The following is a 26,630-nucleotide window of genomic DNA, read 5'->3' on the forward strand; positions in this document are numbered from 1 at the left end:
TTCAGGCGGCGTTTGTCTTTGTCAAAAAGAGGACAAAAACCGTTCCAGGACTTGATTCTGGAGCGGTTTTTTCATGCACGCCACTGATTGGCAATTTGGGCTAGGATAGTATCCATCTTCCTCACCTGCGTGCCGCCATGCCGAACTTCGCTGCCAACCTCAGCATGATGTTTACCGAACTGCCTTTCCTCGACCGCTTTGCCGCCGCCAGGGAAGCGGGCTTCGATGCCGTCGAATTCCTGTTTCCCTATGCCGTCGAGGCGCGGCAGATCGCCATGCGGCTGGAACGCCACCATCTGCAGCTGGCCGTCTTCAACTTCCCGCCCGGCGACTGGGAACACGGCGAGCGGGGCATCGCCTGCGACCCGCGCCGGGGCGAGGAATTTCGCACGAATGTGCAGCTGGCACTCAACTATGCGCTGGCGCTGGGGGCGAAACAGCTGCACTGCATGTCCGGCATCGTGCCGCCCGGCATGAGCCTGGAGCGTGCGCGGCAAAGCCTGATCGGCAACCTGCAATTTGCGGCCGACGCCTGCCGTCCGCACGGCATCAACGTGCTGATCGAGCCGATCAACCGCTTTGACATGCCCGGTTACTTTCTGAACCATAGTCAGCAGGCGGCCGACGTCATCGCCGACTGCCAGCGCAGCAATATCTTCCTGCAGTACGACATTTATCACATGCAGCGCATGGAGGGCGAGCTGAGCAACACTATCCGCGCCCTGCTGCCCCTGATCCGCCACATCCAGATCGCCGACACGCCGGGCCGCCACGAACCGGGCACGGGCGAGATCAATTACCGCCACCTGTTCAAGCTGCTCGACCAGGTCGGCTACGCAGGCTGGGTCGGCTGCGAATACCGCCCCGCCAGCGACACCGTGGCCGGACTTGGCTGGCGCGAACAATGGGCCACCACCACGGGCACAACAGGCGCCTGATCGCAGCGCGCTTGCGCCCGCACAAGGCGGGCAACGCAGGCCGGCACGACAATACCTTTCCATACAGTATTTCCTGTCGAGAGGTGACGTGTCCACCCTGCCCGCCCGCCATCGCCGCGCCCTTTGCCTCAACCTGTACCTGAGCCTCTTCCTGGCCGTCGTGCTGTGCGGCTGCGCCAGTCCGCGCACCGACCTGGCGCAAGTGCGCGCCCTGGCCGCCGGCACCGATGCCTTGACGGCCTTCGGCGAACTGTCGCAGCGCCACGTGGACAGCTACCAGCGCACCCGCCCCTATCTGTCGCCCGCCGAAGACGCGCGCGAACGCCTGCTCGATGCGCAGCGCCGCGCCGCGCAGACGGACGTCGCGCGCCTGGCGCAGGCCGTGCGCCTGTACCTGCAGGCGCTGGGCCGGCTGGCGAATGCCGATGCGTTTGACGTGCAGCCGGAACTGGCCGGCGCAGGCGCCGCCATCCGCGCCTGGCCCGGCAGCGGCATCGACGACCGTCATGTCAGCGCCTACACCCTGTTGCTGCAGCAACTGTCGCGCCTGGGCGGCGCGGCCAGCCAGCAGGCGCACCTGGCGCAAGTGCTGCACGACGGCGACGCGCCGCTGCAAGCCCTGCTGGCCGCGCTCGACAGCTTGCTGGCGCTGTACGACAAAAGCGGCGACAACGAGCGCGACATGGTGCTCGGCCTGCTCGACGTGGAAATCGCGTTTGCCGACACGCCGCAGCAGCGCCTGCTGGCCGTGCTGGCGAAAACCATGCAGCAAAGCAAAACCGAAGAATACCGGCTGCTTGGCCTGCGCCACACGCTGGCGCGCCGGCAACTGGCGGCACTGGCGCGCGACCACGCACAGCTGGCCGCCGCCCTCACCACCACGGAGGCAAGATGGACGGATCGGTAGGCAGGAGCAGCGGCAGCGAACGCCGCGAAGCGGCTCTCAGCAGCGCCATGCGCGTCGAGCAACTGGCCGACAGCCTGTCGCAGGCGGCCGTCACCTTGCACGGCGCCGTCATGCGCGCCATCCGCAAGCGCGCCAGCCAGGGAGAAAATGGCATCAGCCACAGCCAGGCACAAGCCGTCTTCGCCCTGGAAGTAGCCTTGCGCCAGCAAGCCAACCAGCTGTATGCCGATGCCGCCGGGCATACGGTAATGGGCCTGGAAACGGCGCAGCGCCAGCTCAGCGGCCTGCTCGACACGGTGCGCCTTCGCATCGCCCGCAACGACGATGTGCGGCACTGGATCAGCCTGTCGACGAGTTTGTTGCATCTGGGCAGTGCCGTCCTGGCCGGCAATCCCGAGCGCATCCTCAGCACGCTGGGCAAGGTGCGTGAGCGGCTGCAAGAGATGGCGCCGGACTGATTGAAATCGGCCGGCGAGCGCCTATACTGGGACGTCCCCGCCTGGCAATCGTGCCTGCGGGGCGATTGCCAGAGGAGACCAACATGCGTATCGAACCGTATTTGCAATTCAATGGAAACTGCGCGCAAGCGCTGGAATACTACCGGCAGCACCTGCATGGCACGGACCTGTGCCTGATGCCGTTCCGCGGCTCGCCGGGCCAGGAGCAAGTCAAGGAAGACTGGTATGACAAGATCATGCACGGCTCCGTGCAGCTGGGCCCCACCATGCTGATGGGCTCGGACGGCGGCTGCCAGGAAGATGGTGCCAAGGGCATGAGCGGCAGCTCGATCTGCCTGACCGTCGACACGCCGGAGGAGGCGGAACGGGCCTTCGCCGCGCTGGCGCGTGACGGCTCCATCCAGATGCCCATGGAAGAAACGTTTTGGGCCAAACGCTTCGGCATGCTGAAAGACCAGTTCGGCGTGGCCTGGATGGTCAACTGCCTGAAAGAGCCAGCATAGAACGGCCCGCGCCTGCCTGCGCCGCGTCAAACGCGGCGCAGGTAGTAGCGCAAGCAGAGCTGCCCATCCTGGACTACCATATAGGAGATACGCCTATCGGGGACCGCCATGAATGGATTGCCGCAAGACCAGCTACAGCGCCTGCAAGGCGTGCTGGAGCAACGCAAGCTGGCGTTGCTGGAACAGATAGAGAACGAAGCGGCCGAAGCGGACGCGCGCGCCTCGCTGCTCAATGAAATCGAAGCCTCGCCGGCCGACAACGCCAGCGTGCGCACCTTGAACGCCCTCGTCAGCGAAGCGGCCGAGCACAATATGGCGCAGCTGGCCATCATCAAGCACGCGCTGGCCAAGTTTGCCGACGGCAGCTACGGCCTGTGCGACAACTGCGGCGAAGCCATCGGCCTGTCGCGCCTGAACGCCCGCCCCGAAGCGCGCCTGTGCATCGATTGCCAGACGCGGCTGGAAAAGGCCAGGCGCGCCATACCATGACCCTAGCTTAACGGCGGCACGACAACAAAGGGCAAGGCATCGCTGCCCTGCCCCCTGTTTTCCAGCGTAGTTACCATGCTGCCTGCCGTCCTCCGCCAGCGTCTTTGCGCCGGCTGGGTGGACGGGTCTCCTCTACTGCCATTGCCTCTATGCAAGCTGTACGCTTGCTTAACTCATGTGCTGTCCGCCATTGATGGCGATGTTTGCCCCCGTGACGAATGCCGCCTCGTCGGACGCCAGGTAAGCGACCAGGGCCGCCACCTCGTCCGGCTCGCCCAGGCGGCCCAGGGGAATTTGCGGCAGGATCTTCGTTTCCAGAATATCGGCCGGCACGGCCGTCACCATCTGCGTGCGCAGGTAGCCGGGCGACACCGTGTTGACGGTGATGCCGTGGCGCGCCACTTCCAGCGCCAGCGCCTTGCTGAAGCCATGCACGCCGGCCTTGGCGGCCGCGTAGTTGCACTGGCCAAACGCGCCCTTCTGGCCATTCACGGACGAGATATTGATGATGCGTCCCCATTTCTTTTCCAGCATGGGTTCCAGCACCTGCTTGCTCATGTTGAACAGGCTGTCGAGATTGGTCCGCATCACCTCGGACCAGTGCGGCAACTCCATCTTGCGCATGCTCTGGTCGCGCGTGATGCCGGCGTTATTGACCAGCACATCGATACGGCCGAACTGCGCCAGCACCCTGCCGACAGCTTCGCTGCAGGCAGCAAAATCCGTCACGTCGAGGGCCAGCGGATGAAAATAATACTGCTGCGCCTGCTGCTCGTCGAGCCAGCTTTCCACCCGCGTGTTGCCCGGCGTATGCGCCGCCACGACGGCAAAGCCCGCCGCATGCAGGCGCCGGCACAAGGCCGTGCCCAGGCCGCCCATGCCGCCCGTCACCAGCGCTACCTTTTGTTCCTTCATTGCTATCTCTCCCCGCTTGTTATGGTTGTTCTGCGTAGGATCAAGTGTAGGAGTAGTTTTTATTGCCAGCTTTGCGCTAGATCAAGTGCTCAGCCTGATACAGTCGTGCGCGTGCGGCGCCCCGGACTGTGCCAGAATGGCCGCTACTGCACAGCGAGAGGACAGGCCATGACGTACAAGACCGTATTGCTCCACATCGACGACAGCGCCGGGCGCGCCGCCCGCATCGAAGCGGCAGCCAGCATCGCCCAGGCGTGCGGCGGCCACCTGACGGGCGTGGCGCTGACGGGCGTGTCGCGCCTGCTGTACCAGCACCAGCCCGACCTCGATGCGGACCCGAACCTGAGCTTGCATCTGAATTTCCTGCGCGACCGCGCCACGCGCGCCCTCGACGGTTTCGAGCAACAGGTGCGCGCGGCCGGCGTCGCCTCGTTCGAACAGCGCGTGCTCGACGACGAAGCGGCGGGCGGCATCAGCCTGCTGGCCCGCTATGCGGACCTGGTCGTCATCAGCCAATACAATGCCAAGGATAAATCGCCGTCCGTGATGCGCGACTTTCCCGCCTATGTGCTGCTGCATTCGGGCCGGCCCGTGCTGATCGTGCCGTATGCGCCGCCGCTGCCCCTGCTGGCGCCGCCGGCAGCGGCGCGCAATGTGCTCATTTCCTGGAACGCCAGCAAGGAAGCGAGCCGCGCCGTGACCGCCGCCCTGCCCCTGCTGCAGCGCGCCGGGCAAGTCCACGTGGCCATCTTCGACGCCCAGGTGCATGCGGCCGAGCACGGCGAACAGCCGGGCGCGGAACTGGTGCACTACCTGGCGCGCCACGGCGTGGAAGCGCGGCTGCATTTGCTCGATGGTGGGGGCGTGCGGCGCGGCGATATCGGCGAAGCGCTGCTGTCGCAGGCCGCCGACCTGTCGGCCGACTTGCTGGTGATGGGAGCGTATGGCCATTCGCGCCTGCGCGAAACCATCCTGGGCGGCGTCACGCGCACGATTCTGCAGAGCATGACGATCCCCGTGCTGATGGCGCACTAGGCTCTTGGCAAGACGGCAGGGCTAGCCGCCCTGCCAGGGCTGGCTGCGGATCTTCGCCACCTGGCGCTGCGCCAGCCACTGCCACAGCTGCAGCGCGTCGTGCTGCGGCAGGGCCGACATGTGGCGCGGACTGGCCAGGGCAATTTCGCAATCGCGGTCCGACCATTCCTCGAAAGTGACTTCGCCTCCGCTAGCGACTTCGACCTGATACATCAAGCCGTCGTCGTAGCCAAAGCGCAACAAGACGGCGGCCGGGCTGCCGTCCGGCGTGACGGCGCCGCCGCGGTACACCTCGGCCAGCGCATCGGCCAGCTGTGCCGGCGAGGGCGCACAGATGTCGCGCCCATCGGCCCGTGTCAGAATGAACCATGCCTGTGTCATGACGCGCCCTCCTATCCATACTCGTTAGCATGCGAGGCAAGTACTACGGGCAGTCACCTTGGTCCAGTGTCACTTCGGGCGCGCGGAAACTATCCCTGTCGGCATTGTTTACCAATAATTACTCATACTAACAAGGATCATACCTAAATTTCGTGCGGCGAGGAATTTATGCATATGGCACCACAGAGACACCGGTTCACGCCACCAGCACGGGAATGCTGAGCGGATCGAAGTCATACCAGTCGCCATTGGCGATCGTGCCTTCCGCTTCCTCGATATGCTCGGCGCCCAGCCGGTGCAGCGCCTCAAGCGCCCGTTCACGCTCTTCGAGGCCGCCCAGCGCCACGGCGATCAGCATGCCCGGATGGCGCGGCTGGCGGCGGTTTTCGCCATTCTTCTCGCCATGCTTCTCGGGCTCGCCCGCCTCCTTCATCTTGTTGAAACTGTAGAGCGAGCCCACGTGGGCACCCACCAGCGCCCCCACCACCGGGCCCAGCGGTCCCGTCGCCAGGGCGGTGGCCGCGCCGATGCCCGCGCCCAAGGCGGCCCCGACGGCCACGCCTTCCACCACGCCTTCCGGCGTCTCTTTGGCGCCGGGCGAGATGTCGCGGTCGCCGCCGAGCACATGCAAATCGTGCTGGCCCGGCTGGTTGACAAAGAAGGCGCTGATGCGGCTATCGGGAAAGCCCGCCTGGTTCAGCGCGGCGCGCGCGGCGTCTATCTGTTCCTGCAACTGAAAATGACCTGCGATGATGCGTGACATGATACGGCCCTCCTGGTCGGCTGCGGGCGCACCGTGCGCCGCCTCGATAGCGTGCGCCGGACAACGCCAACAGACCGTTCGCTTGCGCACACAGCCACACTATCATGCGCTCATTCATGCGCTCGCGCTGAACGGGCTGCGGATATCGGCCAGGAATTGCTGTGCGCGCACATGCTGCGGCCGCGCAAAGAACTCCTCGGGCGCGGCCCGTTCCAGCACTTGCCCGTGGTCCATGAACCAGACGCGGTCCGCCACTTCGCGCGCGAAACCCATCTCGTGCGTCACGCACACCATCGTCATGCCGCCGTGCGCCAGATCGCGCATCACTTGCAGCACCTCGCCCACCATTTCCGGGTCCAGCGCGCTGGTCGGCTCGTCGAACAGCATCAGCGGCGGCTGCATGGCCAGCGCGCGGGCAATCGCCACCCGCTGCTGCTGCCCGCCCGACAAGGCCGCCGGCATGGCGCGTGCCTTGTGCGCCAGCCCCACCCGCTCCAGCAGGGCCAGCGCCCGCTCCTCGGCTTCGCGCCGGGTGAGGCCGCGCAAGCGCTGCGGCGCCAGCGCGCAATTGTCCAGCACGGATAAATGGGGAAACAGGTTGAATTGCTGGAACACAAAACCGATATGCGAGCGGAAGGCATTCACGTCCAGCCCGGGCGCGTGGATATCCTGGCCCGCCACCGCGATGCGGCCCGTAGCGATCGCTTCCAGGCGGTTGATGGTGCGGATCAGGGTTGACTTGCCGGAGCCGGACGGCCCGCACACGACCAGCACCTCGCCTTTGGCGACGTGTTCATTGATCTCGCGCAAGGCGTGATACTCGCCATAGTATTTGTTGACGTTGTCAAAGGTAATCATCTAGCCGCTTTCAGGAAACGCGCCTGGCGCCGCTCGAGCCAGAAGGCGGCGCGCGACAGGCTGAAACACAAGACAAAATACGTCATGCCCAGCAGGAAATACACTTGCACGGGCTTGGTCAGCACGAGGCCGTTCACTTGCGAAGCGATGAACGACACCTCGGCCAGGCCGATGATGTAACCGAGCGAGGTTTCCTTGATGGTCGAGACGAACTGGTTGACCAGCGAGGGCAGCATGTGGCGCAGCGCCTGCGGCAGCACCACCGAGCGCATGCTGTCCAGATAATTCAGGCCCAGCGAGCGGGCCGCCTCCACCTGCCCGCGCGGCACGGCTTGCACGCCGGCGCGCACGATTTCCGCCAGATAAATGCCGTCGAAGATGACGAGGGCGGCCAGCATGGTGCCGAATTGCCCGCTTTCATGTCCCGTGATACTGGGCAGGAAGAAATACGCCCAGAAGATGACGAGCAGCAAGGGGATGCCGCGCACCACGTGGATCAGTACGGCGACGGGCCAGCGCAGCAGCCGCCAGGGACTCAGGCGCGCCAGCCCCAGCAGCAGGCCGAACGGCAAGCTCAGTACCAGCGCCAGGCTGGCCAGCACGACCGTCAGTGCCAGCCCGCCCAGCGGCCCCTCGGGATAGCGGCCGACGAGAAAATACAGCCAATAATCGTGGATCAGTTCCAGCATCAGGACACCTTCCTTTGCAGCAAGGCCGCCAGGCCGGCGATCAGCAGGGAGACGGCCAGGTAGGCCGCGCTGGCGAAGACGAAGGCATCGACGCTGCGGAACGAGGCCGCTTCCACGCGCTGCGTCTGGTACATCAGCTCGGCCACGCCGATGACGGTGGCGATGCTGGTGTTTTGCCACAGGGTCAGGATTTGCGACAGCAGCGGCGGCGCGGCCAGCCGCAGCGCCTGCGGCACGATGCACAGGCGCATGGTGGCAAGAAAACTGAAACCCAGCGCCCGGCCCGCCTCGAATTGCTGGGCGGGTATGGCGCGGATGCCGCTGCGGATGTCTTCCGCCATGTAGGCGGCTGTATATAAAGTCAGGGCCGTGACGGCGCTGACGGCTTCGATATTGCCGGCATACAAGCGCTCCTTCCACACATCGGGCAGCAATTCGGGCGCGCCGAAATACCAGAACAGGAAGTGGGCCAGCAAGGGCACGTTGCGGATCAGCTCGACATACGCGGCGCCCAGGCCATTGAGCAGGCGCGACGGGGCCAGCCGCAGCATGGCCACGCCGCAGGCCAGCGGCAAAGACAAGAGCAAGGTAATGCCCATCAGTTGCAGGGACAGCAGCAAACCGGAAACGAGCCAGTCGCGGTAGTCGCCGGACAGCAAAAAGGTCAGATCAAATTGGAACATGATGGTGAAATATCATTGATGCCTAAGAAAACCGTAGCGAGCGGCAGTGATTGGTGGCTGAGAAGCGCAACCGTGCTGGAGCACGGTGAGCATCGCAGGCCGCAAAGCGCGCCGCGCAGTAGGTTTGCTTAGGCGTCAATCTTGTCCGATTCGATCTTGAAGGTCCGTTTTTGAAACTTGACGTTGCTCGTCGGGCCATACCATTTGAAGAACAGTTTTTCCGCCTCGCCCGATTTTTCCAGCCCCCGCAGCACCTGGTCGACGGCTGTTTTCACGCCCGTCTCGCCCTTGCGGATGCCGAAGGCAAACACTTCCTGGCTGATGTTTTGCGGCAGCACAAGGTAATCCTTTTGCGCGGCGCCCAGCTTGGCGTAATTGTTCAACAAGGAGACTTCATCGTCGACATAGCCGGCGCCCTTGCCTTGCTGCAAGCCCAGATAAGCCTGGCCCGCCGTCTCGAACGTCACCACCTCCACGCCGGGCACGGCCTTGCGGATATTCGGTTCCTGCGTGCCGCCCTTGACGGTCAGCACTTTCTTGCCGGCCAGGCCAGCGACCGTCGTGATATGGCTGCTTTTTTTGACCAGCACGCGCTGGCCCGTGTAAAACGTGGACAGGGAAAAATCGACGAGCGCCTCGCGTTCCTTGTTGTGCGTCAAGGACGCCGTCAGGATATCGATGCGGCCCTGCTGCAATTCGGGAATGCGGGCGGCCACGGCCAGCTGCTTGATCACGGGCTTGACGCCCAGGCCCTGGGCGATGGCGCGGCACAGGTCCACTTCATAGCCGACCAGCTGGCGCGACTTGGCGTCGATAAAACTGTTCGGCTCATCCGTGCCCAGGGTACCGCAGACCAGCTCTCCCTTCGCCTTGATGGCGGCCAGCTGGTCCGCTTGCGCCACTTGCGTGAAAGCGATGGAGGTGAAAAGAAGCGCGGCGAAATGAAGGCGGGTCTGCATGGGATTCCTCTGGTGGATAACGAATGCCGCCATTAGACCGCAGCGCACTTATTTCCAAAAAGGAATCTTTTCACCCTTGCTTATGAGTAAATCATGTAAGGCGCTGCTGGCTACCAGTGGGGCGCGTAATTGGGAAACGGCGAGGCCATGTGTTCGGCTTCCACGGGCGGCGCCATCCAGTCGCGCGGGTCGACCTTGTAGTACTGCAAGAATTGCGCATACAGTTCTTCGTGGTGCTCGGCCATCTGGTATGGCTTTTCAAAGAAGGTTTCCGTGGCCACGGCAAAGAATTCGGCGGGATTCGTGGCGCCGTAATGGTCCATCACGCTGTGCTGCTGATAGATGGCGTCGTGGCGCAGGTTGTCGAAGTCGCGCGACAACACGGTGGCCCAGCTGCGGTAGCTCGACACGCTGGGCAGGTAGGGCGCGCCATTCGCGGCGCCCGATTCGCTGTCGAGCTGGTGGGCGAATTCATGCAGCACGACGTTGTGGCCATCAGTCCAGTCGGCCGCACCGCGCTGCACGTGGTCCCAGGCCAGCACCACGCGGCCATCGCCCCAGGATTCGCCCAATAAACCATTGGCCGATGGCGTGACCACGCCGCCCGGCCCCACTTCATCGCGCGTAACGATGAATTCCGTGGGATACACGAGGATGGTGTCGAGTTCCGGATACACCTGGGTCTGGCGATTGAGCAGCAGCAAGCACGCCTGGCCGGCGATGGTGTAGCGCATCTCGTCCGTGATCTCCAGGCCGCCGCAACCGACGAATTTCTTCTGATACAGGAATTGCACGACCAGACGGCGCAACTGCTGCTGCAGCGGCGCCGGCATGCGCGGATAGACGGGGATATTCTTTTCCAGCACGGCCAGGCCTTCGGGTGGCAAGGGCCTGGACAGGGCCCGCTTCAAGCGCCAGCGGGGGAACCATAATGAAAAGACGATGGCGGCCGTGACGAGGGCGATCCACAGCAACGGGTTCATGCGGCGGCCCGTTTCAGGCAGCGCAATGGCGGGAACGATAACAGGGCGGCGTAGGCAGACAAGGACAAGCTCCTTCAAGTGAACCCGCGTGTTGCGGGCAGCAGTCCAGCCCACATGGGGTTGATTAATATCTTTTCAATCCGCCAAGCTCAAAGGGCTTGCCCCAACGCCAAAAGCCGGGCTGTCACCCGGCTTCTATTACGTCCCAACGCCTGACAAAACCGTAGCGAGCGGCGATGATTTGTGGCTAAGAAGCGCAACCGTACCTTGGTACGGCGAGCATCGCAGTCCGCACGCCGCGCGAGGTTTGGTCAGGTGTTACTCGGCCGACTTTTGCTGTGGCGCGCCAAACAGGGCTGCCACCAGCGGATCGCGCGTCACGGGACCGCGGTTGACGCGGATGGCGTAATGCGTGTCATCGGCCAGGATGTGGAAGTGGCGGCCGCTGCCGGCCATGCTTTGCTCGCGCAAGCCTGGACGGTCCTTGCGCGGTGGCGCGCCTTCGCGTTTCGGCTGGACGATGGCGGCCAGGAAGGCGCGCACGCGCTCAGGATCCGGCGTCAGCTGGTACACTGCCTTGCCCAGGTAGGTGGCGGTGCCTTCGATGTAGCGGGCCAGTTCGATCACGCCCGCTTCGCGCAGGTCGCGGATGTATTTGCGGGCGCCCGACGGCGAAAACTTGAGGAACCAGGCGATTTCGTCAGCCAGCATCTCGTGCAGCGACAATTCGCCAATCAGTTTTTGCATGTTTTCGATGCGGCGCAGGGTGGCCGACGTCGAGCGCACGCGCTCGATCGGTGCCATGGAAATAGGATTCATGCGTTCCGGGGGGATCGGTGCTGCGCGTTCGACCATTTGCGAGCCTTTTTCGGGGCTACGAAGTTCCTGGTGCGCTGCCTTTAATTCGCTCTTCACGTGAGACTGAGTCATTGCATGCATTTGAATACTCCTTTTAAACGATTGCCGGTAGCCCGGATTGTTAAGTTCTTGGCAATTTTTATACCAGAACACCACGAATCCTGAGCGTCTGCGCACAGAATGCCATCCTGCTCCGCACTGGTCTGTGCGTTAACGAACATTAGAAGCAAGAAAGTGAAAAATATTGCCTTGCTGAATTATTTCTCTTGAGGCATCTACAAAAGACATTTAAACCGCTGTGCCTCGATGCGCGCACAAAGTGAAATAGCGAACAGAAGCGTCGGCATTCTTGCAATAAATTCAAGCTTCGCGCGCGGCACCCGCCGCCCGCATCGCGCCAATCTTGATACTTTGCAAAGGAACCATCATGAACATGCCTACTCTGCTGGCTGCCGCCGCCCTGATCACCTTGTCCGCCTGCAAAAAACCGGCCGAAGCACCGCTGCCTGAAACGGCGCCCAACCCTGCTTCCACCCCACAAGTGATGCCCCCTCCCGTCACGCCAGCCACGCCGGAAACGGGCCCGGGCAGCACGACGCCGCCTGCCCCGCTGACCGATCCGGCCACCGCGCCGGCCCTGCCTCCCGCCACGGCGCCGAAATAAGGCCCGCCAAAGGCGACCGATCAGGCGCCCCTGCGGCGCCGCCCCTACTCCACGGGGGAGTTACGCGTTGCCAGCCTGTTTGCAACGCGTTTTTTTACGATTGGAGTCGGCCGCGCCCTGAAGGTTCACCGGCATGCGGCACCGCAAGCCGGCACCGGACCAGCCAATCAAAATGCGGTAATCCGCACAGTCTTTCCCTTCGTCGTGCGGAAAGACGGAATCTCGTCATTTCCCATTTTCAATAGATTCAAATTAAACCTTTATAAACAATCACTTGCAATAAACGCCAAAATGCGCTCCACTGGCACGGAAGATGCTTTTATATTTTCATAACCGCCACCAGAGCGGCAGCCTTACCCAATATAAAAACCATCTACCTTTTTTTGGAGACAACAGCATGGCACGCACCTTCCGCATCTCGTCCTTCCTGAACACCAAGGCACTGGCCGTGGCCGTCGCACTGGCCGCGCAATTCCCGCTGGCCGTCCATGCGGCCGACCTGGTCCGTCTGGGCAACCTGAAATTCGCCCATTACGGCGCCGTCGCCTACATGAAGGAAATCGCGCCGAAGTACGACCTGAAAATTGAAGAACGCATCTTCGCCAAGGGCCTCGACATCGTGCCGGCCATGATCGCCGGCGAAATCGACGTGTCCGCCAGCGCGCTGGAAGCGGCCATCACGGGCCGCGCCACGGGCTTGCCCGTGTACCTGGTGGGCGGCTTCGCCAAGGGCGGCGTGCAGATCGTCGGGCGTCCCGACCTGAACATCAAGGATATTGCTGGCCTGAAAGGCAAGAAAGTCGGCGTCACGCGCGGCGGCCCGCAGGAAATCCTGCTGTTTGCCGAATTGACCAAGGCCAAGCTGACCTGGTCCGACAAGCCGGGCAAGGACGTGCAGATCCTGTACATGGGCTACCCTGACCTGAACCAGGCGCTGCTGACCAAGGATATCGACGTCATGAGCCAGTCCGAACCGTACTCGACGCAGGCCATCCACAAGAAGTACGGCGCGGCCATCATCAAACCGTATGACACGCCGCTGGGCGAGCCCGTACGCGCCCTCGTGATGACGGAAAAGATGTACAAGGAAAAGCCAGCCGTGGCCCAGCGCTTCATGGATTGCTTCGTCGCCGCCACGCGGGCGTTTTTGGCCGACCCGAAACTGGCGGAAAAATACGTGCGCGAATCGATGTTCAAGAACCAGATCACGACCGAGGATTACCGCGATGCCATCGACAACGCCATCTTCACGGAAGACATCACGCAAAGCCACGTGCAGCTGACCACCGACTACATGGTGAAATTCGGCGTGGGCCGCATGGCCAAGGCGCCTGCCGCCAAGGATTGGGTCAAGCTGGACCTGCTGGAAAAAGCCAAGAAGTCCTATGTCCCACGCTAACCACGACCTCGCTAATCTGAAAGTATCACGATGAATATGCAAATGATGAAACGCTTCGCGCACGGCGCCGCCGTGCCCGTCGCCGTGCTGCTGCTGTGGCAAGCCATGTCGACCTTCGGCTGGATCAACCCGCAGATCCTGCCCTCGCCCGTGGCCGTGCTGGTGAAGTGGTATGAATACCTGATGCCGATGCAAGCGTACACGCCCGAAGCGGGCAACTACCTGGTGTGGATGTTCTCCGGCGAATTGCCGCATGACGCCTGGGCCAGCCTGTCGCGCGTGCTGGGCGGCTTCGCCATCGGCGCCGGCCTGGCCTTGCCGCTGGGCTTGCTGATGGGCACCAACAAGACCATCTATAAACTGTTCGACCCGCTGGTGCAGGTGCTGCGCCCGATTCCGCCGATCGCCTACATTCCGCTGGCCATTTTGTGGTTCGGCCTGGGCAACCCGCCCGCCTTCTTCCTGATCAGCATCGGTTCCTTCTTCCCCGTGCTGATGAATACCATCGCCGGCGTGCGCCAGGTCGACGGCATTTATATTCGCGCCGCGCGCAACCTGGGCGCCAGCCAGATGACCATGTTCCGCCGCGTCATCCTGCCGGCGGCCACGCCGTATATCCTGGCCGGCGCGCGCATCGGCATGGGCACGGCCTTCATCGTCGTGATCGTGGCGGAAATGATCGCCGTCAATAGCGGCCTCGGTTTCCGCATCCTCGAAGCGCGCGAGTATTTTTGGTCTGACAAGATTATCGCCGGCATGTTTACCATCGGCCTGTTCGGCCTGGCCATCGACATGGCCATGAATGCCCTGAATAATCATTTGCTGCAGTGGCACCGCGGCCTGGAACACTGAGAGGAACGGCCATGACCACGATCAATATCAATGCAGTCAATAAAATCTTCACCACGGGCGGCGCGGACGTCATCGCCCTGAAGGATATCAACCTGGAAATCGCCAGCGGCGAGTTCATCTGCCTGCTGGGGCCGTCCGGCTGCGGCAAGTCGACCCTCTTGAACGCCATCGCCGGCTTTTCGCAGCCGACGTCGGGCCAGATCCTGGCCGGCGGCAAGCTGATCACCGAACCCGGCCCCGACCGCGGCATGGTGTTCCAGGAATACGCGCTGTTCCCATGGATGACGATTGAAAGCAATATCGCTTTCGGCCTGGAAATCGCAGGCAAGACGCCGGCCGAGATCAAGGAACGGGTCGACATGCTGCTGAGCATGCTGGGCTTGACGGAATTCCGTGCCCGCTACCCGAAAGACTTGTCCGGCGGCATGCGCCAGCGCGTGGCGATTGCCCGCGTGCTGGCCCTCGATTCGCCGATCATGCTGATGGATGAACCGTTCGGCGCGCTGGACGCCTTGACGCGGCGCAACCTGCAAGACGAATTGCTGAAAATCTGGAAAGTCTTCGGCACCACCATCGTGTTTGTGACGCACTCGATCGAGGAATCGATCTACCTGGCCGACCGCACCATCGTCATGACCTACCGTCCCGGCACCATCAAGCGCGACGTGGCCATCGACCTGCCCCGCCCGCGCGACCCGAGCGACCCCGAGTTCAACCGCTTGAAGCGCATGCTGGGCGAGATGGTGATGGAAGAGCAGCAGCGTCATCACAATGCGGAGACCATGGCCAGCACCGCAGATTAGTGGTGTCTGACCAAACCTACTGCGCGTCGGTATAGGCGGCCTGCGATGCTCACCGTACTAGAAGTACGGTTGCGCTTCTCGGCCACCTCTCCCTTCCGCTCGCTACGGTTTTGTCAGGCACCGCAAGTTTGCATGTCAGACATTACTTTGGATTCGCCCATTCGGGTGAATCCCACCGTACACTACAATTCCTTCTTTGCGGTACACGCAAGCTTAACCAAATAGACGGAGCACCATGGCATTCGGCAAATGGCCCCTGAGACCCGCGCTCGGCCCCCTGCTGGCCGTGGGCTCGCTGGTCGTGCTGACGTGGGCCTCGTATGCCTGGGTCAAGCAGCGCCAGCTCGATGAATTGCACCGCACGCTAGATTCGCGCGCGGAACTGTATGCGGCGTCCATCGGCGGCGCCCTGAACAAATACGAATTCCTGCCCCTGGCCGTGGCCCAGAGCGATGCCGTGGCGCAATTGCTGGAGCAGCCCAGCGCCGATAAAGTCACGCAGATCAATGCCTACCTGGTCGACATGAACCGCCGCGCTGGTGCCTTTGCCGTCTACGTGCTCGACGACAAGGGCACGACCCTGGCTTCGAGCAACTGGCAAGACCGCAGCTCGTATGTGGGCGTCAACTACGGCTTCCGTCCGTATTTCAAGAACGCCATCGCGGGCGGCATCGGCCGCTTCTACGGCATCGGCTTTTCCACCTTCGAAGCCGGCTACTTCATTTCGCAGCCCGTGCAGCGCGACGGGCGCATCCTCGGCATCGTCGCCGCCAAGGTCAACCTGGACTGGATCGAGCAATCGTGGCGCACGCCGGGCGCGGGCGAACAGATCTGGGTCAAGGATGCGAATGGCGTGATCATCCTGGCCACCACCCCCGCCTTCAAGTTCAAGACCCTGGCGCCTTTGTCGCCGGCCGCCAAGAAAGACATCAGCGAACAGCGCCAGTTCCTGCAAGAAAATCTGCCCATCCTGCCGCACAAGGTGCAGCGCCAGTTCGCCGATGGCGCCAGCGTGATGACGTTGGAACGCCCGCAGACGAATGACTCCCCCGCCCTGTCCGGCAGTGCCGACAAGGCGGACTATCTGGCCGTGAACCGCGTGCTGGGCCCGCTGCAATGGCAAATCACCGTGCTGGCCGAGCTCGACCAGGTGAATGAGGCGGCGCGCAACGCGGCCATCGCCGCCGCGCTGGGCTGGGCCTTGCTGCTGCTGGCCCTGATGTATGCGCGCCAGCGTCGGCGCCGCATCGCCGACAAGCTCAATGCACAACAAACGCTGGCCCGTGCCTATGAACAGCTGGAAATCAAGGTCGAACAGCGCACGGCCGACCTCGTGCACGCGAACGGCCGCCTGCAGGCGGAAGTGGCCGAGCGCGAGCGGGCCGAGCAGACCTTGCGCTATGCCCAGGCGGAACTGGTACAAAGCGGCAAGCTGGCGGCCATCGGCCAGATGGCGGCCGGCGTCACGCACGAGCTGAACCAGCCGCTGGCCGCCCTGCAGACGTTTTCCGACAATGCCAAGGTCTTTTTGGCACGCGGCCAGATCGACGACGCGCTCGACAACCTGTCGACCATTTCCGACCTCGTCAAGCGCCTCGGCTACGTGACCTCGCAATTGAAAGGCTTTGCGCGGCGCAGCGACGACGCCCGCAAGCCCGTCAGCGTGCGCCAGGCGTTTGCGCAAACCATGCTGCAAATCCGCACGCGCAAGGGCTCGCAGCGCCTGACCCTGCATGAAAGCTGGCTTGAGGACGACATTATCGTGCTGTGCAACGCCATCGGCCTGGAACAGGTATTTACCAACCTGATCACGAACGCCATGGATGCCGTGCCGGAAAGCGAGCCCGTGCAGATCTGGTTCCAGGTACGGCGCGAAGGCAGCCTTGCCGTGCTGCATATCACCGATAATGGCCCCGGTATCCCGCTGGCTTCGCTCGACAAGATCTTCGACCCCTTCTATACCACCAAGGAACACGGGCTGGGCTTGGGATTGTCGATCAGCGCTGGCATACTGCGCGCGGCCGGCAGCGCCCTGGCCGTGCGCAACCGCAGCGCGCAGGAAGGGGGCGGCGCACAATTTACCATCACCCTGAGCTGCGCCCCGGGGGAGAATAAGATAGAGACGAAGGAATAGGGAATGCACGAAAATAATTTTGAAGGCATGCAAGTGCTGCTGGTGGAAGACGATGCCGTCGTGCGCAAGGGCGCCCGGCAATCGCTGGAACTGGCGGGCCTGCAAGTGACGGCCGTCGCCACGGCCGAGGAAGCGCTGCCTTACCTGGTGCCCGAATTCGCGGGCATTTTATTGAGCGACATCAAACTGCCCGGCATGGATGGCTTGAAACTGCTCGATATCGCCGTGGCGCAGGATGCCAGCCTGCCCGTCATCCTCGTCACGGGCCACGGCGACGTGTCGATGGCCGTGGGCGCCATGCGCCGTGGCGCCTACGATTTCATCGAAAAACCGTTTTCCGCCGACCTGCTGGTGGAAGTGTGCCGCCGCGCCCTGGATAAACGCCACCTGGTGCTGGAAAACATGAACTTGCGCCGCCAGCTCGAGCAGCGCGTCGGCATCGAGGCGCGCATCGTGGGCCGCAGCGCAGCCATGGCCAAGGTGCGCCAGCTGGTGCTGAACCTGGCGCCGAAATCGGCCGACATCATCATCCTCGGCGAAACGGGCACCGGCAAGGAACTCGTCGCGCGCTGCCTGCACGACTTCAGCGAGCGGCGCGACCACCCCTTCGTGGCGATCAACTGCGGCGCCCTGCCCGAATCGATCTTCGAATCGGAACTGTTCGGCCACGAGGAAGGCGCGTTCACGGGCGCGCAGCGCCAGCGCATCGGCAAGATCGAGTACGCAAACGGCGGCACCCTGTTCCTCGACGAAATCGAAAGCATGCCGCTGGCCCTGCAAGTGAAACTGCTGCGCGTGCTGCAGGAGCGGCAAGTCGAGCGTCTCGGTTCCAACAAACTCATTTCCGTCAATTTCCGTGTCATCGCCGCCGCCAAGGAAGACTTGAATGTGCTGGCCGAGCAGGGAAAATTCCGGCCCGACCTGTATTACCGCCTGAACGTGGCCAGCCTCACGCTGCCCGCGCTGCGCAACCGGCGCGAGGATATCCCGCTGCTGTTCGAATTTTTCGTGCTGCAGGCGGCGCTGCGCTATGGCCAGCCGGCCGCCCTCGTCAGCGGCGAACTGATCGCCTCGCTGATGGCGCAGCGCTGGGCCGGCAATGTGCGCGAACTGCACAACGTGGCCGACCGCTTCGTGCTGGGCTTGCTGGACGACACCCTGAGTCCTGCCGGCTGCCGCGAGGCATCGCTGGCGGAACAGGTCGACACCTTCGAGATTTCCATCATCGAGGAAGCCTTGCGCCGCCACAATGGCAACGTCATCGACGCGGCCGCCAGCCTGAATATTCCGAAGAAAACCCTGTACGACAAACTCAAGCGATTTGACATCTCGACGGAACAATTCCGTTGATCTGAAGCAAATGGCCGACACAGCCATGCGGCGGCGTCCTACCCGTGCGGGCGGTCGCCTGTGTGAGAATGCAAGCTCTTATTCATTTCTGCACAGGACACTGCCATGAAAACCGCCGCTCTCTTGCTGGCCGCCACCCTGATGACCGTCGGCGGCGCCTGGGTGCAAGCCCAGTCGACGACGAACGTCAACCAGACGGGCAACCACACCAACAATGCCAACGATCCGGGCCAGCAATCGGACCAATCCGACAAGCTCGACAACAAAGGCAAGCTGGTCCACGACGGCAAGCCTGCCAAAACGCGCACCGACAAGCGCACGCGGCGCGGCAAGCCGACGGCCACGCCGGCCGCCAGCGCAGCGGCCACCTCGCCACCATCGACGACGCGCTGAACTACAGCACGTGGCGGTCGAACAGCCAGGTGCCGTAGCGTTCAACGAAGACATAGGTGTTGGAATAGTGGGGCTCAGTATTGCCGAGTCCTACGAACTCGACCGTCAAGCTGATGGTCTGTGCGTCATGCACGATCCAGTTGCATAAGCGGCGCGCAAGAAGATAATTGTAGTCATCGATACGCGGCGGCTTGATCAAGGCCAGTTCGCCGTTGTAGGTCGTCACCATGCGTATCGCATGCGCAGGCTGACGCACCTGCCCGGTCACTTGGAAAAATTGCACGATCGGATTGATGGCCGCCTTGACGGCCGCCAGGTCGTCGGCGCGGGTGATGGCGGACAAGTCCACGCGCCGCTTGAATTTCCGGTTCGGCGCCTCCTCCATAAAAGCCAGATCCAGCGCGCCTGGCACAGGCGCCGAAGCGGCGCGCATGGCATACGGCGCATCTTCCGCCTGCGCGGCTGGCAGAACGAGCACGCCGCACAGCAGGGACAGCAATATCGATAATCGTAATGTCATAGGCGAATTCCTGCAATGATCCATGCCGCGAAACGCGCGGCCCGCTGATGCAAGTCGCAGGTGGTCCTGATGCCGCCCGCAGCTCGAGCATAAGGCAATCGTGCACGAGTGAACAGTAGCAGCACGCTATCATCGCATCATTAAAAAATAACAAGGATGGCAATGAAAGCAGCATGGCAAGTGTTGGTGGCGGCAGGCGTATTGGCGGCCGCAGGCGTACAGGCGGCGCCCACGGTGGGCGAGTGCATGGAACTGACGACGGGTGTCAAGTTCAGCAAGAACAATGGCGACGCGCAAGTCAACGTCGAGGAAGTCTTCGAAGGCAGGAAACTCAAGGGCATCCAGCTGATCCTCGACGGCGGCGTCTTGCTGGCCACGTCCTACCAGGACATCCGCGACGGCCAGGTCTTCCTGACGGGCACGGTCCATTACAACGAAGACGGCACAGTGCGCAGCAAGAACGTCTACGCGCCGCAGTCGGCCATCCCTGCCAAAATGCGTCCGGGCCAGGAAGTACGCGTGCAATTCACCGACACGCAAACGAGCACCCACTACCCGCTGGCGGGCCTGTCCGACAAGATCACCACCTCCACGCGCACGGACCAGCGCGATTTCTCGATCACCTTCCTGGGCTGGGAACGCCTGGAACTGGGCGGGCGCCGCTTCCCCGACGCCTGCAAGTTCGAACTGCACGATGTGGGCGGCAAAAGCAAGGGCAAGAGCGGCGAATACGTCTGGTATGCGCAGGGTTTCGGTGTGATCATGACGGACAAGCTGGACCAGGATGGCGACGTGCAGCCCGCGTACCGCATCGCGCTGACGAAGATCATCAGCGCGCCGTAAGACCGCATTCTTTCCCGCAAAGTTTGCGTAAGCGCAACTAATCCGCCATCGCGCCTCTCTACACTGTCCTGACTGGTCAGCATGGAGCGGCGATGGCGTATCCCAAACTTCCCTACACCAGCGGCAAGAGCACCGCCCTGCTCCATTGCGGCCGCTTAAACGACGCCATCGTGCGCATCCGCCCTGAGCTGCCCGGCAACGTCATCGTCATCCATGGCGTCAACGACGTAGGCACCAGTTTCGGCGCCGTGGAAAAGGGTTTATGCCAGGGACTCGATGCACGCATGTATGGCGGCGGCCACGTGTTCATGCCAGCCGCCTACCGCATGCCGCAGGCGTCCGACAAGAAGGAAGCCCTGGCCGACCCGGACGACGTGTTTTTCAAGCGCCAGCCTGATGAGACCACGTACAGCCCGGTGATCCCGTTTTACTGGGGCTTTCGCGAACGCAGCAACGCGAGCAAAGTGGTCAACGGCCAGAACACGGACCGCTACGGCAACCGTCTGGACAAGGACATGTCGAAGAACGGCGGCCCGTTCGGCAATGCCACCAACACCCTGCCCGACATGTGGAACAAGGGGCTGTTCTCACCCTACGACGTGGGCGGCGACCCCGTGCGCCCGTTGAAGACGGCGCCGGGGCGCATGTACATGGTACTGGCCGCCAAGCGCCTGGCAGCCCTCATCGCCATGATCCGCGATTACGACAGCAACGACGTGGTCTCCATCGTCGCGCACAGCCAGGGCTGTTTGATCTCGCTGCTGGCGCAGGCCTTCCTGCTCGACGAGGGCAAGCGGCCCGCCGACACCTTGATCCTCACGCATCCTCCCTACAGCCTGGTGGAGGACACCACGATGTTCTTCGGCGCGGCGGAAGCTAGCCGCATCTTCGGCGGCGGCCGGGATGCGGTGATGGAGGAGCAATACGATGCCATCGACAACCGCCAGACCCTGCATGCGCGCCTGCAGACGCTGGTGCAGATCGTGCAGGGCGTGGTGGCAAAAAAGCATGCCAGTCCCGCCTTTGCGCAGATCAAGGATCACGCCGTCTGCCATGGCATGGCGGGCGCGGCATGGCGGGCGGAAGCGGACCGCGACAACCGGGGTAAGGTCTACCTGTACTTCTGCCCCGAAGATATGACGGTAGCGCTGGACAATATGCAGGGCATCGGCTGGCAAGGCATACCCGACTACATCGACGGCCATCGTCTGTCCAAGACCAAGGGCAAGACGGACAAAAGTATCTGGGGCGACGGCCCCACCTGCTGGGAAAAGGAATTCCAGCGCCGGCAACCGCTGGCGGAACTGGGCAAGGGATTTTACCAGCGTGTCTTTACCAACAAGCAACGTCCCGATGCGACTGGAAAGAACAACGGTCCGGTGCTGGTGGGCCAGCCGCCGCACGACTTCGCCCTGCGCCTGGAAGGCGAGGACGATCACGCCCATGTGGCCGGCGCCAATCGTGGCCATCGCGGCAGCCATGCCGAGGCACCATGGCCGCCCGTCAAACCCGGCAAATGGAATATCTTTTCAACGGAACCAGGCCGGCGTGAAGGCTTGCGCACGATCAATGGCGAAGCGCTGCGCGCGCCCAGGGCGGCCGTGCTGGACGGCGGCGAGATCCGCCCTGGGCAATTCCCGAAGGATTCCGACCAGGCCAAGCTGCCGCGCGACCAGCAAGGACCGTGCGAAGAAGTCGACCCCATCGATGCAGCCATCGCGGTGACCAGCACGAAAGGTTTGCGGATGCGCAAGCAGGAAATCATCGCCGACCCGCGGCCGAAGCAGCATCGCATCCCCGAATTCGGTGCCGGCATGTTCGGCGCGGGCGAGCGCGAGCAGGTGGAAAAAGCCCTGAACCTGGGCAAGGAAGCGGGCGACCAATGCAGGATAGACCGCGTTTCGCGCCATCCGGGCAGTGGCGACAAGCTGATTGTCGACCGCGAAGAGACCCCGAATGAGGCGCGCAAGCGCTGGCAGAACGAGGTCAGCCCCAAATCCTTCCACGGCGCCATCATCGGCAACGCGGAAAACCACCGCAACGTGACGGCGTATGACGTGGCCATCGGCAGCGGGAAGGCGAGCAGCGATCCGCAGTTTTATCAGTATTTGTGTGCGGTGGCGGATTGGCGGCTGCAAAACGACAAAAAAAATCCTATAAGAAAATCCATCCTGAGATGGGAGGATTTCATGAAAAAATTTGCAATCTATTGGGCTGCAGAACCTCTACAACGCAAGCAAATCATTGAAGGTAATGCACATTACTACAGTTCGGGAGACTTACCTGCCTTTGTGCCCGCACTGCAAGCAGGCCTGCCGTCTACCGTCGTTTGTGAAACAGTGAATGGCAGGCGTACCGAATCGGTCGTCACTCCTTTTGTACATAAAGCCAGCGATGACATTCCAAGATGAAAAAATTTTTCCCAAACTTGCTCTCTCCCTTCTGCGTAACCCTCGCATTGATGACTCTGCTATTGCTTGGGTTTGTATTGATCAGTCCTACTTATTTACAGGAGTCCACGATGAGCAGCAAAATATGGCGCCACCTGCAATGGCTGTTGCTGATCCCGCCCATCGTCGCGGCTACATTGCTCGGTTCTCGCTGGCTGCATTCGTCCAAGCCTGTGGCCGTCGCACAGCCGCAAGTGCAACAGGCGGCGCCCAGCGAACAGGACAAGCGGGAATATGTGCTGGAAGTCATCGGTCTCGGCGTCACTCTGGACAAGTATCGCCAAGGCAAGCTGTGGGAAGTGCTGCAGCAGGGAAATGCCTATGCCAGCATCCGTGAACAGGACAAGGAAAAATACACCTGGGATGCCATGCAGAGAGCTGGGATAGCAGGTGGCCGCGGCGGTGACACGCTGGAAAATGGGGCAAGGGACATTCCCATGTATTTTGGCGTGCCCGTTTTCAATGCCGAACCACCAATCTTTAATTCGCACATGCTGGACAGCCCCGACTCGCCGGCCATAGGTCTGGCCGGTGGCGCTGCGTCATCCGGCCTGCACTGGCATCTGTTCGCCAGTGGTCCGCGCCGCCTCAGTGAACATCCGGACCGCATACTGGAAGATGTATTTGCATTTTTCGATGCCCATCCCGACGTGCCCTACATCGTGCTCAATTCGGAAGACAGCATGCCCACGCGCGATCTGTACAGCCCGGACAACTCGCCACCGCTCACAAGAGACGGCCGCTACATCCCCGAAATGCCCGACGCCTCCGCCCTGTTCGTGCTGGCCCGGCGCGAACGCATCGATGCCGTACGCAAGTTTGCGTATGACGATGCGCCGCCAGAGGACAGCGTCGACGATTTGAATACCTACGGCGTGGCGCGGCGCTTGTATCTGGCCTACTATGATTTGATGGGAACCGTGCCACAGGCACGCCTGGAAACTGATCCCACAGCCATCACCCGGCGCCAGCCCAGCATCGCCGAATGGCTGCCCGTCGCCGCGCAATTCGCCCGGCGTCCCGACATCCGCGGCACGGGCAGCTTCAGCATGCTCGACAGGCTCCAGCACAAGACTTATCACCCGCCGAAAGAGTGGCAGCCCACGCCCTGGTTTCCCCTGCCGTTTAACAAGGAACAGCTGGCGCAGCTGGACCGCCTGCCCACCTTCGGCTTCCTCCACCGGCCCACTTTTATCAAGTTGACGGATGAACACGGCAAGCCGCTGACGCGGCGCGACCAGCGCGAACGCGCCCTGCAGGCGGGCTGGCGGCAAGCCTTGCACAGCTTGCCGGAAACCGAACGTCCCGCCGCACCGGCACGCCTCGTCGCCGCCACGGGCGGCAATCAGGCGCAGCTGGTGGCGCTGCACAAGACCTTGCTGAAACATGCGGAAGATGGCGGCACGGAACTCGACAGCGGCAACACGGCGCAATGGATAGACACGGACCGGCGGCTGGGCAACACGGGCGCGGCCACCCTGTTCGTACAGATGGCCATAGCCGTGATGGGCAGCTACCGCGATGGCGGCGTCAGCGCCGTGGTGAATTTGCGCAATCCGGACGAGGCGACCATCGTGCTGGTCAGCCCGCCATCGGACGAAAAACGCCACACGCAGCAGCATCCGCACGGCGGCGATGTGCTGCGGCACTACGTCACGCCGGCCATCGATCCGGCGAATTATCCATCGAACTGATTATTTTTCCTGTGCGGCAAGCTGCGCCAAGGCATTCCCCCGCACCTGGAACGCCACCCGCGCCACCGTCTTGCCAACGTCGTCGACGAGGGCCAGCGCATGCTTGCCCGGCACGGGGCGCCAGCTGATGCTCTCGGCTGCACCGCCCATATCTTTGCCGTCGAGCACCCAGCGCAAGCCGTGGCTGCCTTGCGCCTGGAAAAACACGCGCTGCAGGGCGGGCGGGATGTCGGGGTCGATGGCGAGGATGCTGTCCTCGGCCGGATACACGATGGCGGGCGGCTTCACGGTGTCGCCCAGCACGGCGATGACGGGACTTTCCGTGCCGGAGATAAACCATTCGCGGCGCGGCGCTTCCAGTGCGGGTTGGTACGCCACCATTTGCTGCAGCACGCCGGGCGGCGCTTTCGGTGCATGGCTGGGCACGTTCTTGTGCAGATAATCCATGACGTCGCGCCACACGGGCGCGGCGCCCGTCACGCCCGACACGTCCCACATGGGCTTGCCGTCGAAGTTGCCCACCCAGACGCCCACCGTGTAGCGCTCCGAGTAACCCATGCACCAGTTGTCGCGCATGTCCTTGCTCGTGCCCGTCTTGACGGCGCTCCAGAAATTCGTCCCCAGCTCGTTGCGCAAGCCAAAGGTCATGCTGCGCGCGGCGCGGTCGGCCAGGATATCGCTCACGATGAAGGCGGCGCCCGCCTCCATCACGCGGCGCCGGTCCTTGCCAGCCTGGCCCGGCTGCAGGCTGGCCGTGCTGTACAGCCCGCCATTGGCCAGCGCGCGGTAGGCGTTGGCCAGTTCCAGCAAGGTCACTTCCGACGAGCCCAGCGCCAGCGAGGGGCCGTAGTATTCGGCCGGTTCCGTCAGGCTGGACAGGCCCACGTCCTTGAGGCGGTTGTAAAAGCCGTCCTGTCCCGTCAGCAGCACCGTGCGCACGGCGGGAATGTTGAGGGAACTGGCCAGACTGGTGCGGGCGCTGACGTAGCCCTTGAAATTGCGGTCGTAGTTTTGCGGCGCATACATGCCGGACGCCGTGGCGACGTCCAGCGGTGTATCGTCCATGACGGAGGCGGCCGTCATCAGACGGCGCTCGATGGCCAGCTCATACAGAAAAGGTTTCAGGGTGGAACCGGCCTGACGCAGGGCCGTCACCCCATCGACATGGCTGCCGCCCGCATTGCCGACATAGGCGAGGATCTCGCCGCTGCGGTTATCTAGCACGATGATGGCGCCGTCGTTGACATTGCGCTCGCGCAAAGATCCCAGTTGCTGGCGCAGGTTTTCCTGTGCGAAGCGTTGCAAGGGACCATCGAGCGTGCTGGCGACCTGCGCGCCCGGCTGTTTCAGCAACTGCTGTGCCACTTGCGGCGCCGGCGCCAGCTCCGCATACAGCGCATTGCGCTGCAAGGCCGTCTGCACGCGCTGGCCGATCAGCTGGCAGCTGCTGTCCATGCGCCATTTCTTTGCCAGCGCGCAGGCGCGCCGCGTGACGGTGGCCGGCGGCGCGTTCGGCGAGCGCACCAGGCTGGCCAGGATGATGCCATCCGTCTGGTTCAGGCCCGACGGCGCCTTGCCGAACAGGCTGTAGGAGGCGGAGGCGATGCCTTGCAGTTCGCCGCGGAACGACACGAGGTTCAGGTACGCTTCGAAAATCTGCGCCTTGCTCCAGCTGTCTTCGATTGCCTTGGCGGCGCGCATCTGGTCCCATTTCTGGCGCAGGCTGCGGCCGCCCGCTTGCGCCTGCAAGTCCGCATCGAGCTGGCCCGCCAGCTGCATGGTGATGGTCGAGGCGCCGCGGGGTTTCTTGGAAAACAGATTGTCCCAGGCGGCCGTGGCCAGCGCGGACACATCCACGCCGCCATGGCGCATGAAGCGCTGGTCTTCCGCCAGCAGCACGGCCTGCTGCACGGCGGGGGAAATATCGGCCAGCGGCACCCACGGCAGGCGCCGCACTTTCATGTCCACGCGCAACGATTGCAGCGGCGCGCCGCCCCTGTCCAGCAACTGCGCTTCGGAACTGCGGTAGGCGGCCTGCACCTGGGCCGGCGTCAGGACCGCCTCGGCGAAGACCGGGCTGGCCAACAGGCCGCCCATGATAAAAATCAA

At 62.9% G+C, this 26,630-nt stretch carries 27 protein-coding genes; 16 read left to right on the plus strand and 11 right to left on the minus strand.

Features of this window, described 5'->3' with window-relative positions; translation table 11 throughout:
- Positions 1–137 precede the first annotated feature (137 nt).
- The 5 genes from otnI (at position 138) to CSQ95_RS13525 (ending at position 3,295) form a co-directional block, all read left to right on the plus strand.
- Positions 138–938, plus strand: a complete 801-nt coding sequence (gene otnI, locus CSQ95_RS13505; protein ID WP_099409882.1) for a 2-oxo-tetronate isomerase — start codon at positions 138–140, stop codon at positions 936–938.
- A gap of 88 nt (positions 939–1,026) precedes the next feature.
- On the plus strand, positions 1,027–1,845 hold the full coding sequence (locus CSQ95_RS13510; protein ID WP_099409883.1) for a hypothetical protein: 819 nt from the start codon (positions 1,027–1,029) through the stop codon (positions 1,843–1,845).
- Entirely contained in the window at positions 1,830–2,303 is a 474-nt protein-coding gene (locus CSQ95_RS13515) for a hypothetical protein (RefSeq protein WP_083287293.1), read from the plus strand. Before CSQ95_RS13510 ends, CSQ95_RS13515 begins: the two co-directional genes overlap by 16 nt.
- Positions 2,304–2,386: 83 nt before the next feature.
- Positions 2,387–2,806 carry a VOC family protein gene (locus CSQ95_RS13520; RefSeq protein ID WP_099409884.1) on the plus strand — a complete coding sequence of 140 codons (420 nt, stop codon included), beginning with the start codon at positions 2,387–2,389 and terminating at the stop codon, positions 2,804–2,806.
- A gap of 108 nt (positions 2,807–2,914) precedes the next feature.
- Positions 2,915–3,295, plus strand: a complete 381-nt coding sequence (locus CSQ95_RS13525) for a TraR/DksA family transcriptional regulator (protein WP_099409885.1) — start codon at positions 2,915–2,917, stop codon at positions 3,293–3,295.
- Positions 3,296–3,463: 168 nt separating this feature from the next.
- Here the strand turns inward: CSQ95_RS13525 and phbB are convergent, their stop codons facing one another.
- Entirely contained in the window at positions 3,464–4,210 is a 747-nt protein-coding gene (gene phbB, locus CSQ95_RS13530) for an acetoacetyl-CoA reductase (protein ID WP_099409886.1), read from the minus strand.
- Between the two features lie 168 nt (positions 4,211–4,378).
- Between phbB and CSQ95_RS13535 the strand changes: the two genes are divergently transcribed.
- The gene (locus tag CSQ95_RS13535; protein WP_099409887.1) at positions 4,379–5,245 is read left to right on the plus strand and encodes a universal stress protein; all 867 of its coding nucleotides are present in this window, start codon (positions 4,379–4,381) and stop codon (positions 5,243–5,245) included.
- A gap of 21 nt (positions 5,246–5,266) precedes the next feature.
- Here CSQ95_RS13535 and CSQ95_RS13540 read toward each other — a convergent pair whose 3' ends face one another.
- The 8 genes from CSQ95_RS13540 to CSQ95_RS13575 all read right to left on the minus strand — a co-directional run bounded on the left by CSQ95_RS13540 (position 5,267) and on the right by CSQ95_RS13575 (position 11,380).
- Positions 5,267–5,626, minus strand: coding sequence for a hypothetical protein (locus CSQ95_RS13540; protein ID WP_099409888.1), 360 nt, complete (start codon positions 5,624–5,626; stop codon positions 5,267–5,269).
- Positions 5,627–5,822: 196 nt separating this feature from the next.
- Complete coding sequence (locus CSQ95_RS13545) at positions 5,823–6,389, minus strand: glycine zipper domain-containing protein (protein ID WP_099409889.1); 567 nt, start codon at positions 6,387–6,389, stop codon at positions 5,823–5,825.
- Between the two features lie 114 nt (positions 6,390–6,503).
- Positions 6,504–7,247: an amino acid ABC transporter ATP-binding protein gene (locus tag CSQ95_RS13550; RefSeq protein WP_099409890.1), complete on the minus strand. Its 744-nt coding sequence runs from the start codon at positions 7,245–7,247 to the stop codon at positions 6,504–6,506.
- Positions 7,244–7,936 (minus strand): amino acid ABC transporter permease, encoded by a 693-nt coding sequence (locus CSQ95_RS13555; protein WP_099409891.1) that lies wholly within the window; start codon positions 7,934–7,936, stop codon positions 7,244–7,246. Before CSQ95_RS13555 ends, CSQ95_RS13550 begins: the two co-directional genes overlap by 4 nt.
- Positions 7,936–8,619, minus strand: coding sequence for an amino acid ABC transporter permease (locus CSQ95_RS13560; protein ID WP_099409892.1), 684 nt, complete (start codon positions 8,617–8,619; stop codon positions 7,936–7,938). Before CSQ95_RS13560 ends, CSQ95_RS13555 begins: the two co-directional genes overlap by 1 nt.
- Before the next feature lie 128 nt (positions 8,620–8,747).
- On the minus strand, positions 8,748–9,578 hold the full coding sequence (locus CSQ95_RS13565; protein WP_099409893.1) for a transporter substrate-binding domain-containing protein: 831 nt from the start codon (positions 9,576–9,578) through the stop codon (positions 8,748–8,750).
- A gap of 110 nt (positions 9,579–9,688) precedes the next feature.
- Positions 9,689–10,561: a zinc-dependent peptidase gene (locus CSQ95_RS13570; protein ID WP_070224937.1), complete on the minus strand. Its 873-nt coding sequence runs from the start codon at positions 10,559–10,561 to the stop codon at positions 9,689–9,691.
- 318 nt (positions 10,562–10,879) lie between these two features.
- A complete protein-coding gene (locus CSQ95_RS13575; RefSeq protein ID WP_223278908.1) occupies positions 10,880–11,380 on the minus strand; it encodes a winged helix-turn-helix domain-containing protein in 501 nt (166 codons plus the stop codon).
- A gap of 466 nt (positions 11,381–11,846) precedes the next feature.
- On the opposite strand from CSQ95_RS13575, the gene CSQ95_RS30285 reads away from it, so the two are divergent.
- From CSQ95_RS30285 to CSQ95_RS13610, 7 genes are all read left to right on the plus strand, one after another.
- Complete coding sequence (locus CSQ95_RS30285; protein WP_099409894.1) at positions 11,847–12,083, plus strand: hypothetical protein; 237 nt, start codon at positions 11,847–11,849, stop codon at positions 12,081–12,083.
- Positions 12,084–12,480: 397 nt separating this feature from the next.
- Entirely contained in the window at positions 12,481–13,482 is a 1,002-nt protein-coding gene (locus tag CSQ95_RS13585; protein WP_070224935.1) for an ABC transporter substrate-binding protein, read from the plus strand.
- Between the two features lie 42 nt (positions 13,483–13,524).
- A complete protein-coding gene (locus tag CSQ95_RS13590; protein WP_373631952.1) occupies positions 13,525–14,334 on the plus strand; it encodes an ABC transporter permease in 810 nt (269 codons plus the stop codon).
- Positions 14,335–14,345: 11 nt separating this feature from the next.
- The gene (locus CSQ95_RS13595; protein WP_034786306.1) at positions 14,346–15,137 is read left to right on the plus strand and encodes an ABC transporter ATP-binding protein; all 792 of its coding nucleotides are present in this window, start codon (positions 14,346–14,348) and stop codon (positions 15,135–15,137) included.
- Between the two features lie 235 nt (positions 15,138–15,372).
- Entirely contained in the window at positions 15,373–17,271 is a 1,899-nt protein-coding gene (locus CSQ95_RS13600) for an ATP-binding protein (RefSeq protein WP_099409895.1), read from the plus strand.
- 3 nt (positions 17,272–17,274) lie between these two features.
- Positions 17,275–18,621: a sigma-54 dependent transcriptional regulator gene (locus CSQ95_RS13605; RefSeq protein WP_099409896.1), complete on the plus strand. Its 1,347-nt coding sequence runs from the start codon at positions 17,275–17,277 to the stop codon at positions 18,619–18,621.
- Positions 18,622–18,726: 105 nt separating this feature from the next.
- Positions 18,727–19,014 (plus strand): hypothetical protein, encoded by a 288-nt coding sequence (locus tag CSQ95_RS13610; protein ID WP_099409897.1) that lies wholly within the window; start codon positions 18,727–18,729, stop codon positions 19,012–19,014.
- A 1-nt stretch (position 19,015) separates the two neighbouring features.
- Here CSQ95_RS13610 and CSQ95_RS13615 read toward each other — a convergent pair whose 3' ends face one another.
- Positions 19,016–19,534 (minus strand): hypothetical protein, encoded by a 519-nt coding sequence (locus tag CSQ95_RS13615; protein ID WP_143449968.1) that lies wholly within the window; start codon positions 19,532–19,534, stop codon positions 19,016–19,018.
- 162 nt (positions 19,535–19,696) lie between these two features.
- Here CSQ95_RS13615 and CSQ95_RS13620 point away from each other — a divergent pair, with 162 nt between their 5' ends.
- The 3 genes from CSQ95_RS13620 to CSQ95_RS13630 all read left to right on the plus strand — a co-directional run bounded on the left by CSQ95_RS13620 (position 19,697) and on the right by CSQ95_RS13630 (position 24,521).
- Positions 19,697–20,377: a hypothetical protein gene (locus CSQ95_RS13620; RefSeq protein WP_099409899.1), complete on the plus strand. Its 681-nt coding sequence runs from the start codon at positions 19,697–19,699 to the stop codon at positions 20,375–20,377.
- A gap of 92 nt (positions 20,378–20,469) precedes the next feature.
- Positions 20,470–22,788 (plus strand): DUF3274 domain-containing protein, encoded by a 2,319-nt coding sequence (locus CSQ95_RS13625; protein WP_099409900.1) that lies wholly within the window; start codon positions 20,470–20,472, stop codon positions 22,786–22,788.
- Positions 22,789–22,898: 110 nt separating this feature from the next.
- Positions 22,899–24,521, plus strand: coding sequence for a DUF2875 family protein (locus CSQ95_RS13630; protein ID WP_180279052.1), 1,623 nt, complete (start codon positions 22,899–22,901; stop codon positions 24,519–24,521).
- Here the strand turns inward: CSQ95_RS13630 and pbpC are convergent, their stop codons facing one another.
- Positions 24,522–26,618, minus strand: a complete 2,097-nt coding sequence (pbpC, locus tag CSQ95_RS13635; RefSeq protein WP_099409994.1) for a penicillin-binding protein 1C — start codon at positions 26,616–26,618, stop codon at positions 24,522–24,524.
- Positions 26,619–26,630: the final 12 nt, after the last annotated feature.

The sequence above is a fragment of the Janthinobacterium sp. BJB304 genome, from assembly GCF_002735765.1.
Taxonomy (GTDB): domain Bacteria; phylum Pseudomonadota; class Gammaproteobacteria; order Burkholderiales; family Burkholderiaceae_D; genus Janthinobacterium.

What these genes read in the sequence shown, in the direction of transcription:
- CSQ95_RS13590 (WP_373631952.1), top strand. Translation starts at nt 13,525, where the DNA reads ATGATGAAACGCTTCGCGCACGGCGCCGCCGTGCCCGTCGCCGTGCTG.
- otnI (WP_099409882.1), top strand. Translation starts at nt 138, where the DNA reads ATGCCGAACTTCGCTGCCAACCTCAGCATGATGTTTACCGAACTGCCT.
- CSQ95_RS13555 (WP_099409891.1), bottom strand. Translation starts at nt 7,936, where the DNA reads ATGCTGGAACTGATCCACGATTATTGGCTGTATTTTCTCGTCGGCCGC.
- CSQ95_RS13600 (WP_099409895.1), top strand. Translation starts at nt 15,373, where the DNA reads ATGGCATTCGGCAAATGGCCCCTGAGACCCGCGCTCGGCCCCCTGCTG.
- CSQ95_RS13625 (WP_099409900.1), top strand. Translation starts at nt 20,470, where the DNA reads ATGGCGTATCCCAAACTTCCCTACACCAGCGGCAAGAGCACCGCCCTG.
- phbB (WP_099409886.1), bottom strand. Translation starts at nt 4,210, where the DNA reads ATGAAGGAACAAAAGGTAGCGCTGGTGACGGGCGGCATGGGCGGCCTG.
- CSQ95_RS13570 (WP_070224937.1), bottom strand. Translation starts at nt 10,561, where the DNA reads ATGAACCCGTTGCTGTGGATCGCCCTCGTCACGGCCGCCATCGTCTTT.
- CSQ95_RS13605 (WP_099409896.1), top strand. Translation starts at nt 17,275, where the DNA reads ATGCACGAAAATAATTTTGAAGGCATGCAAGTGCTGCTGGTGGAAGAC.
- CSQ95_RS30285 (WP_099409894.1), top strand. Translation starts at nt 11,847, where the DNA reads ATGAACATGCCTACTCTGCTGGCTGCCGCCGCCCTGATCACCTTGTCC.
- CSQ95_RS13610 (WP_099409897.1), top strand. Translation starts at nt 18,727, where the DNA reads ATGAAAACCGCCGCTCTCTTGCTGGCCGCCACCCTGATGACCGTCGGC.
- CSQ95_RS13520 (WP_099409884.1), top strand. Translation starts at nt 2,387, where the DNA reads ATGCGTATCGAACCGTATTTGCAATTCAATGGAAACTGCGCGCAAGCG.
- CSQ95_RS13620 (WP_099409899.1), top strand. Translation starts at nt 19,697, where the DNA reads ATGAAAGCAGCATGGCAAGTGTTGGTGGCGGCAGGCGTATTGGCGGCC.
- CSQ95_RS13565 (WP_099409893.1), bottom strand. Translation starts at nt 9,578, where the DNA reads ATGCAGACCCGCCTTCATTTCGCCGCGCTTCTTTTCACCTCCATCGCT.
- CSQ95_RS13630 (WP_180279052.1), top strand. Translation starts at nt 22,899, where the DNA reads ATGAGCAGCAAAATATGGCGCCACCTGCAATGGCTGTTGCTGATCCCG.
- CSQ95_RS13545 (WP_099409889.1), bottom strand. Translation starts at nt 6,389, where the DNA reads ATGTCACGCATCATCGCAGGTCATTTTCAGTTGCAGGAACAGATAGAC.
- CSQ95_RS13535 (WP_099409887.1), top strand. Translation starts at nt 4,379, where the DNA reads ATGACGTACAAGACCGTATTGCTCCACATCGACGACAGCGCCGGGCGC.
- CSQ95_RS13525 (WP_099409885.1), top strand. Translation starts at nt 2,915, where the DNA reads ATGAATGGATTGCCGCAAGACCAGCTACAGCGCCTGCAAGGCGTGCTG.
- CSQ95_RS13575 (WP_223278908.1), bottom strand. Translation starts at nt 11,380, where the DNA reads ATGAATCCTATTTCCATGGCACCGATCGAGCGCGTGCGCTCGACGTCG.
- CSQ95_RS13560 (WP_099409892.1), bottom strand. Translation starts at nt 8,619, where the DNA reads ATGTTCCAATTTGATCTGACCTTTTTGCTGTCCGGCGACTACCGCGAC.
- pbpC (WP_099409994.1), bottom strand. Translation starts at nt 26,618, where the DNA reads ATGGGCGGCCTGTTGGCCAGCCCGGTCTTCGCCGAGGCGGTCCTGACG.
- CSQ95_RS13550 (WP_099409890.1), bottom strand. Translation starts at nt 7,247, where the DNA reads ATGATTACCTTTGACAACGTCAACAAATACTATGGCGAGTATCACGCC.
- CSQ95_RS13540 (WP_099409888.1), bottom strand. Translation starts at nt 5,626, where the DNA reads ATGACACAGGCATGGTTCATTCTGACACGGGCCGATGGGCGCGACATC.
- CSQ95_RS13595 (WP_034786306.1), top strand. Translation starts at nt 14,346, where the DNA reads ATGACCACGATCAATATCAATGCAGTCAATAAAATCTTCACCACGGGC.
- CSQ95_RS13585 (WP_070224935.1), top strand. Translation starts at nt 12,481, where the DNA reads ATGGCACGCACCTTCCGCATCTCGTCCTTCCTGAACACCAAGGCACTG.
- CSQ95_RS13615 (WP_143449968.1), bottom strand. Translation starts at nt 19,534, where the DNA reads ATGACATTACGATTATCGATATTGCTGTCCCTGCTGTGCGGCGTGCTC.
- CSQ95_RS13515 (WP_083287293.1), top strand. Translation starts at nt 1,830, where the DNA reads ATGGACGGATCGGTAGGCAGGAGCAGCGGCAGCGAACGCCGCGAAGCG.